General features: G+C 68.6%; 5 protein-coding genes. 3 read left to right on the top strand and 2 right to left on the bottom strand.

Annotated features, from left to right (window positions below; all coding sequences use genetic code 11):
* The first annotated feature begins 23 nt into the window (after positions 1-23).
* Positions 24-1,343 carry an AMP-binding protein gene (locus AB0K08_RS06740; RefSeq protein WP_363352759.1) on the top strand — a complete coding sequence of 440 codons (1,320 nt, stop codon included), beginning with the start codon at positions 24-26 and terminating at the stop codon, positions 1,341-1,343.
* Between the two features lie 44 nt (positions 1,344-1,387).
* Entirely contained in the window at positions 1,388-2,011 is a 624-nt protein-coding gene (locus AB0K08_RS06745; RefSeq protein WP_345362367.1) for a TetR/AcrR family transcriptional regulator, read from the top strand.
* Between the two features lie 109 nt (positions 2,012-2,120).
* Here AB0K08_RS06745 and paaZ read toward each other — a convergent pair whose 3' ends face one another.
* The gene (gene paaZ, locus AB0K08_RS06750) at positions 2,121-4,250 is read right to left on the bottom strand and encodes a phenylacetic acid degradation bifunctional protein PaaZ (protein WP_363352760.1); all 2,130 of its coding nucleotides are present in this window, start codon (positions 4,248-4,250) and stop codon (positions 2,121-2,123) included.
* 197 nt (positions 4,251-4,447) lie between these two features.
* Between paaZ and AB0K08_RS06755 the strand changes: the two genes are divergently transcribed.
* A complete protein-coding gene (locus AB0K08_RS06755) occupies positions 4,448-5,854 on the top strand; it encodes an MFS transporter (protein WP_363352761.1) in 1,407 nt (468 codons plus the stop codon).
* A 152-nt stretch (positions 5,855-6,006) separates the two neighbouring features.
* Here the strand turns inward: AB0K08_RS06755 and thpD are convergent, their stop codons facing one another.
* Positions 6,007-6,915, bottom strand: coding sequence for an ectoine hydroxylase (gene thpD / locus AB0K08_RS06760; protein WP_363352762.1), 909 nt, complete (start codon positions 6,913-6,915; stop codon positions 6,007-6,009).
* Between the last annotated feature and the right edge of the window lie 232 nt (positions 6,916-7,147).

Here is a 7,147-nt window from a genome sequence, read left to right on the forward strand (position 1 = left end):
CCCAGCTTGAGTAAGGCTTAGAGATGACCGAGACGCTCACCACCCCCGCACCGAACGCCGGCCTGGATGCCGAAGAGACCATGAGCCGAGACCAGATCGAGTCGATCCAGCTCGAGCGGCTCCAGCACACCGTCGCCTACGCCTACGAGCGCGTCCCCCTGTACAAGGAGAAGTATGACGCCGCCGGGGTCCACCCGGACGACCTGAAGGAACTGGCCGACCTGGCCAAGTTCCCGTTCACGGAGAAGGAGGACCTGCGCAAGACCTATCCGTTCGGTATGTTCGCCGTACCCCAGCAGCAGGTTGCCCGTATCCACGCCTCTTCCGGGACCACGGGCCGCGCGACCGTGGTCGGCTACACCCAGCAGGACCTGACCGACTGGGCCAAGCTGGGCGCCCGCTGCCTGCGGGCCTCCGGCGTGCAGCGTGGCTGGAAGGTCCACAACGCCTACGGCTATGGCCTGTTCACCGGCGGGCTCGGTGCCCACGCCGCCGCCGAGTACCTGGGCACCACTGTCATCCCGATGTCCGGCGGGCAGACCGAGAAGCAGATCACGCTGATCCGTGACTTCGAGCCGGACGCCATCCTGTGCACCCCCACCTACCTGTTGACCATCGGCGACGCCATGCAGCGTGCCGGCCTGGATCCGCGCATGACCTCCCTGAAAACTGCCGTGCTCGGCGCGGAGCCGTGGACCGAGGAGATGCGCCACGAGTTGGAGGACATGTTCGGCCTCGATGCCTGCGACATCTACGGCCTGTCCGAGGTCATGGGCCCGGGCGTCGCCGGCGAATCCGCGGAGACGAAGGACGGCTGCCACATCTGGGAGGACCACTTCCGTCCGGAGATCCTCGACCCCTTCGACGAGACCAAGGTCCTGGGAGACGGAGAACCGGGCGAACTCGTGTTCACGGCCCTGACCAAGCAGGCCCTGCCGATCATTCGCTACCGCACCCACGACCTGAGCCGGCTGCTGCCGGGCACAGCCAGGCCAGGCCACCGCCGGATGGGCCGGATCACCGGCCGCTCGGATGACATGATCATCCTGCGCGGGGTGAACGTCTTCCCCAGCCAGATCGAGGAGCTCGCCCTCAAGGTGGCGGGCCTGTCCCCGCACTTCCAACTGGAGATCACCCGTCCCGACCGTATGGACCAGCTCGCCGTCAAGATCGAGCGCCGCGACGACTGCACCTCGGACCGCGCCCTGGCCGCAGCCGGTGAGCTGCAGAAGCTCATCAAGATCCACGTGGGGTCCTCGTGCCGGATCGATGTAGTGGACCCCGAGTCCCTACCACGCTCGGTCGGTAAGCTGAAGCGGATCCACGACCTTCGACAGAAGTAGACGGGACCACGTCCACCCGACCCGGACCCCTCAGGAGCCCTCCCATGCCGATCGCTACCGCCCCGTCGACCTCCTCGGCATCCCCCCGGCGGGGGCGCCCGGGATACGACCAGGAGTCGGTGTTGCAGATCGCCGTCACGGTGTTCAACCGCCACGGCTACGACGCCACCTCGATGGGCATGCTCGCCGAGGAGCTCGGCGTCAGCAAGTCGGCGATCTACCACCACGTGCCCTCCAAGGGTGACCTGCTGCGGCTCGCACTCGACGAGGCGCTGGTCCCGCTCGAGGCCATCGGCGACGATGCCCAGGCCCACGGGGGCAGCACCATCGAACGCCTGGAGTACACGCTGCGCTCCACCATCCGGGTCTTGCTGGAGCGCCAGCCCTACGTGACCCTGCTGCTGCGCCTGCGCGGCAACACGGAGGTCGAGCGCAACGCCCTCGAGCGGCGCCGGGCCGTGGACCGCCGGGTCACCGACCTCATGGTCGCCGCCCAGGCCGAGGGCATCATCCGCGCCGACGTGGAGCCCCGGACCACCACCCGACTCATGTTCGGCATGATCAACTCCCTGGTGGAGTGGTACCGCCCCGATGGCCCGGCCACCCCGGAGCAGGTGGAGGAGAATGCCATCGCCGTGATCGTGGACGGGCTGCGCGCCCGCGGCTGAGCAGATGCCCGGCGCCGCTCACGGCGCCCTCTCACGACGGCGGCCGGCCACCCGGGAGATCGGGTGACCGGCCGCCGTCGTTCCCCTTCGAGGACCGGGTGGCGGGACCTCAGGAGGTCCAGTTCCGGTAGAGGGTGTCCTCCTTCTCGACCAGGGTCAGGACGTCGTAGGTGGCCACGATCTCATCGTCCTGGTTGTGGATGATCGCATCCCAGGCGACCTCGCCGTACTCATCGGTCACGCGCGGGGTGATCTTCTTGGCGGTCAGGGTGATGCGGATGGAATCACCCGCGGCCACGGGCGTGATGAACCGCAGGCTCTCCAGTCCATAGTTGGCCAGCACCGGGCCCGGGGCCGGCTCCACGAAGAGGCCGGCGCCCCAGGACACCAGGAGGTAGCCGTGGGCGACGGTCCCCGGGAAGAACGGGTTGGCCTCGGCGGCCTTCTGGTCCACGTGGGCGTAGAAGGTGTCACCGGTGGTCTGCGCGAACGCCGTGATGTCCTCCTGGGTGACCTGGCGGAGGTCGGAGGCCAGGGCGTCGCCGATCCGCAGCTCGGCCAGCGACTTGCGGAAGGGGTGCACGGCACCGGGCTCGGCGCCGAAGGCCTCCGATCCGGCGATCCGCCGATCGGCCCCGGTCTGCCACACACCGGTCACGGCCGTCAGCAGGTTCGGCGAACCCTGCAGTGCGGTGCGCTGCATGTGGTGCTTGACCGAGCGGATGCCGCCGAGCTCCTCGCCGCCGCCGGCACGACCGGGCCCGCCATGGACGAGATGGGGCACCGGCGCCCCGTGGCCGGTCGAGGTCTTGGCGGTCTCCCGGTTGAGCAGGTGGACGCGGCCGTGGTGGCCGGCGATCCCGGTGGTCAGCTCGCGGGCGACCTCGGGATCGTTGGTGCAGACGGTGGCCACGAGGGAACCGGAGCCGCGGGCCGCCAGACGGACGGCGTCGGCGACGTCCGTGTAGCCGATCAGGGACGCCACGGGCCCGAAGGCCTCACGGCTGTGGACCACATCGTTCTCGGCGTCGGCCCAGGTGAGCACCACGGGGGACATGAAGGCCCCCTTCTCGACGACGGCCTCCGCACCGGAGGCTGTGCGCACCGTGGGTGCGTCCAGGCTCCCGTAGGCAAGCTCGCCGCCCGCGGCGACCATGTCCTCGACGGCGCTGCGCACATCCTGCAGCTGCTCCATCGAGGCCAGGGCGCCCATGGTGACACCCTCGGCCTGCGGGGAGCCGACGACGACGCGCGAGTCGAGCCGGGCACCGATCGCCCGGGCGACGGCCGCGCGCTGGGTTTCCGGGACGATGGCGCGGCGGATGGCCGTGCACTTCTGGCCCGCCTTGACGGTCATCTCGGTGACCACCGACTTGACGAAAGCTTCGAATTCCGGGGTGCCCTCCACGGCGTCGGGCCCGAGGATGGCGGCATTCAGCGAGTCCGTCTCCGCCGTGAAGCGCACGCCACCGGAGATCACGTTGGGGTGGGCTTTGAGCCCCTGAGCGGTGGCCGCGGACCCGGTGAAGGCCATCAGGTCCCGGTAGTCCATGGCATCGAGCAGGCCGCGAGCGGAACCGGAGATCAACTGGAGGGAACCATCCGGCAGGAGGCCGGATTCCACCATGAGACGCACGGCGGCCTCGGTGACGTAGCCGGTCGGTGTGGCCGGTTTGACGACGGTCGGCACCCCGGCGATGAACGCGGGGGCGAACTTCTCGAGCATGCCCCAGACCGGGAAGTTGAAGGCGTTGACCTGGACGGCAACCCCGGGGATGCGGGTATAGACGTGGGTGCCGATGAAGGACCCGTCCCGGGACAGCGGTTCGATCCCGCCGTCCTGGATGACGTTGGCGTTCGGCAGCTCGCGGCGTCCCTTGGAGGAGAGCGTGAAGAGCACGCCGATGCCGCCGTCGATGTCGAACTGGTTGTCGCCCTTCGTGGCGCCGGTGCGGTTCGAGAGCGCGTAGAGCTCCTCGCGCCGGTCGTTGAGGTAGACCGCCAGCTCCTTGAGCTTCAGGGCTCGCTCGTGGAGGGTCAGGGCACCGAGCGCGCGCTGCCCCACGGTGCGACCGTGCTCCAGGACGGCGGCGAGGTCCAGGCCGTCCGCCCCGTAGTGGGCCAGGGCCTCACCGGTGGTGGCATCCAGCACCTCCCGGGTGCTGGACCCCTCGGCGGGACTCCACCACCGGTCGGCGATGAAGCTGGGGACGGTGGGTACTGCGGTCTGGGTGCTCATCCGGCAAGGCCCTTCCTGAACGATCGGTCAGTATTGCGACCACCCTAACAGGACGGTGGCGCACGGCACAGCCTCGCCACCGGATAGATGTCGAGCAGGGTGTGACAGGCCTCACAAGATCGCCTATGATCTCCAAGGTGACTGAACGGTCGGTCACTAATCAGCACCGTCACCCCACACCCGATCTGGAGCACCCCATGGCAGAACCACAGGCCGCAGTGGCACCCCGAGCACGGCGCACCCGGGAAGAGCGCAAGGTCCTCGCCGGGACCCTCGTCGGCACCACCATCGAGTGGTACGACTTCTTCATCTACGCCCAGGCCGCCGCCTTCGTGCTGGCCCCGCTGTTCTTCGCCCCCGTCTCGGCAGACAATCCGGGACTGGCGCAGGTCATCTCCTGGGCCACCCTGGGCATCAGCTTCCTGTTCCGTCCGCTGGGCGCCATCGTCGCCGGGCATCTCGGAGACAGGTACGGGCGCAAGCTGGTCCTGGTCGTCACCCTGATCGGCATGGGCGGCGCCACCGCCCTGATCGGCCTGCTGCCCACCTATGCACAGATCGGCCTCTGGGCTCCGCTCCTGCTGATGCTGCTACGCATCGCCCAGGGCTTCTCGGCCGGCGGCGAGTGGGGCGGCGCCGCCCTGATGTCGGTGGAGCACGCGCCGAAGAACAAGCGCAGCTACTTCGGCTCCTACCCGCAGATCGGCGTGCCGATCGGCATGTTGCTGGCCACCTTCTTCATGTGGGCACTCACCAGCTCGATGAGCGAGGAGGCCTTCCTGGCGTGGGGCTGGCGCATCCCGTTCCTGTCCTCCGTGGTCCTGATCCTCGTCGGCTACCTGATCCGCCGCGCGGTGGACGAGTCGCCGGTGTTCAAGGAGATGCAGCTGCGCAAGAAGGAGTCGGCCGCTCCCCTGGGCGTGCTGCTGAAGTCGCACAAGAAGAACGTCATCCTGGCCGCCCTGATCTTCGCCGCGAACAACGCCGCGGGCTACCTGGTCATCGCCTTCTTCGCCTCCTACGGCACGAACCACCTCGGGATGAGCAGGGACGCCACGTTGATCGCCAGCTTCATCGGCGGTCTCGGCTGGCTGGTGTTCACGATGTTCGGCGGCTGGATCGGGGACAAGATCGGCAAGATACTCACCTTCCAGATCGGCTACGGCATCATCATCCTGTGGGCCATCCCCATGTGGTTCCTCCTGGACACCGCCTCGCTGCCGTTGTTCGCCCTGGCGATCGTCATCCTGACCGTCGGGCTCGGCCCGTCCTACGGACCGCAGTCAGCCCTCTATGCGGAGATGTTCCCGGCCCATGTCCGCTACTCCGGCGTCTCCATCGGCTACGCGTTCGGCTCCATCATCGGCGGCGCCTTCGCCCCGATGATCGCTCAGCTGCTGCTGAACCAGACCGGTGCCGGCTGGACCATCGGCGTCTACATCGCCGCCCTGGCGATCGTCTCGTTCGTCGCCGTCTCCCTGGTGCCGAAGTCCGTGGAGGGATCCGACCTGCACGTGGAGGAGGCCCACCAGGACCACCTCGCCGAGCACCCGGAGGACGAGGCCATCATCCGCGACGCCACCACGGGCACCGAGCTGCGCTGAGCCGGCGTCGGTGGTCGCACCGTCGCCAGATGACTTTGCGGGCAATCCCCACCGATGGGGATTGCCCGCAAAGTGTTGCCCGCCGATGTGCCCTGCGCCCGGGCCTCATGGCCATCGCCGGAATGTCCGGACGACCGCCCGACCGCATACTGTCAGCGCTCTCCGGCGGGGGTGAAATCGGTCGAACCGGCGAACTCCGGGCGTGCGCTGGCGGCGGCGTAGGGCGCCTCGGGCGTGTTCTCCACCGAGTTGAACACGATGAACACGTTCGAGCGCGGGAACGGGGTGACGTTGCCGTTGGAGGCGTGCATGCAGTTGCTGTCGAACATGATCGCCCCGCCGGCCCGGCCCTCGAGGACGTCGATCCCGTAGCGGTCGTAGAAGTCCGTCAGGATCTCCTTGCTCGGGGTGCCTGCCCCCTGCATGACCAACGACTTGCGGTAGTTGTCCTCCGGGGTGGCCCCGTCGCAGGAGACGTACTCACGGTGCGAGCCCGGCATGATCATCAGCGGCCCGTTGTAGGAGTGGTTGTCCGTCATCGAGATCGAGATGCTCACGGCCCGGGGGGCGGGCATGCCGTCCTCGGCGTGCCAGGTCTCGAAGTCCGAGTGCCACATGAACTCCTTGCCCTCGAACCCGGGCTTGAAGTTCACCCGGGACTGGTGGACGTACACGTCCGAGCCGAGCAGCTGCCGGGCGCGGTCCACCACGCGGGGGTCGTTCGCGATCCGCCGGAACACCGGGCTGATGCGGTGCACGTCGAACACCGAGCGGACCTCCTGGCTGCTCGCCTCGATCACGCACCGTTCATCCGCGCGGACGGCCGGGTCGTTTGAGAGCCGCTCGAGTTCACGGTGGAACCCGGCCACCTCCTCGTCGCTGACCAGCCGGTCGATCGTCAGGTAGCCCCTGGCGTCGTAGCCGTCCAGGGTCGCCTGGTCCATCGGGCCGTCGCCGGCGCTCCCCCACACCACCGCTCCGTCGCGGGGCATGACCTTGGCCTCACCGTTGTTCCGGGTGGGGTAGGCGTCGATTCTGTGCTGCGTTGCCGTCGCAGTCATCGGTCTCCTTCCTATCCTTGAGGTGGGCGGTGCTTCTCACCGCCGGGGGCCGGGCCCTATGATGCCCCGGCCCCACCTCCCACTCTGGCCCGGGGTTCCGATCCCCGCAACCAGGGTCCCCCACCCACCCCACGTTGTGAGGGCGATCCCCACCGGTGGGGATCGCCCTCAAAGTCAGCGCACGACGGCGGTGGCCAACAGCCCCGGGGTGCGCGGCGGGGTGGTGCTCGTG

Origin of the sequence: Citricoccus sp. NPDC055426 (assembly GCF_040677445.1) — a bacterium.
In the GTDB taxonomy this organism is placed as follows: domain Bacteria; phylum Actinomycetota; class Actinomycetes; order Actinomycetales; family Micrococcaceae; genus Citricoccus.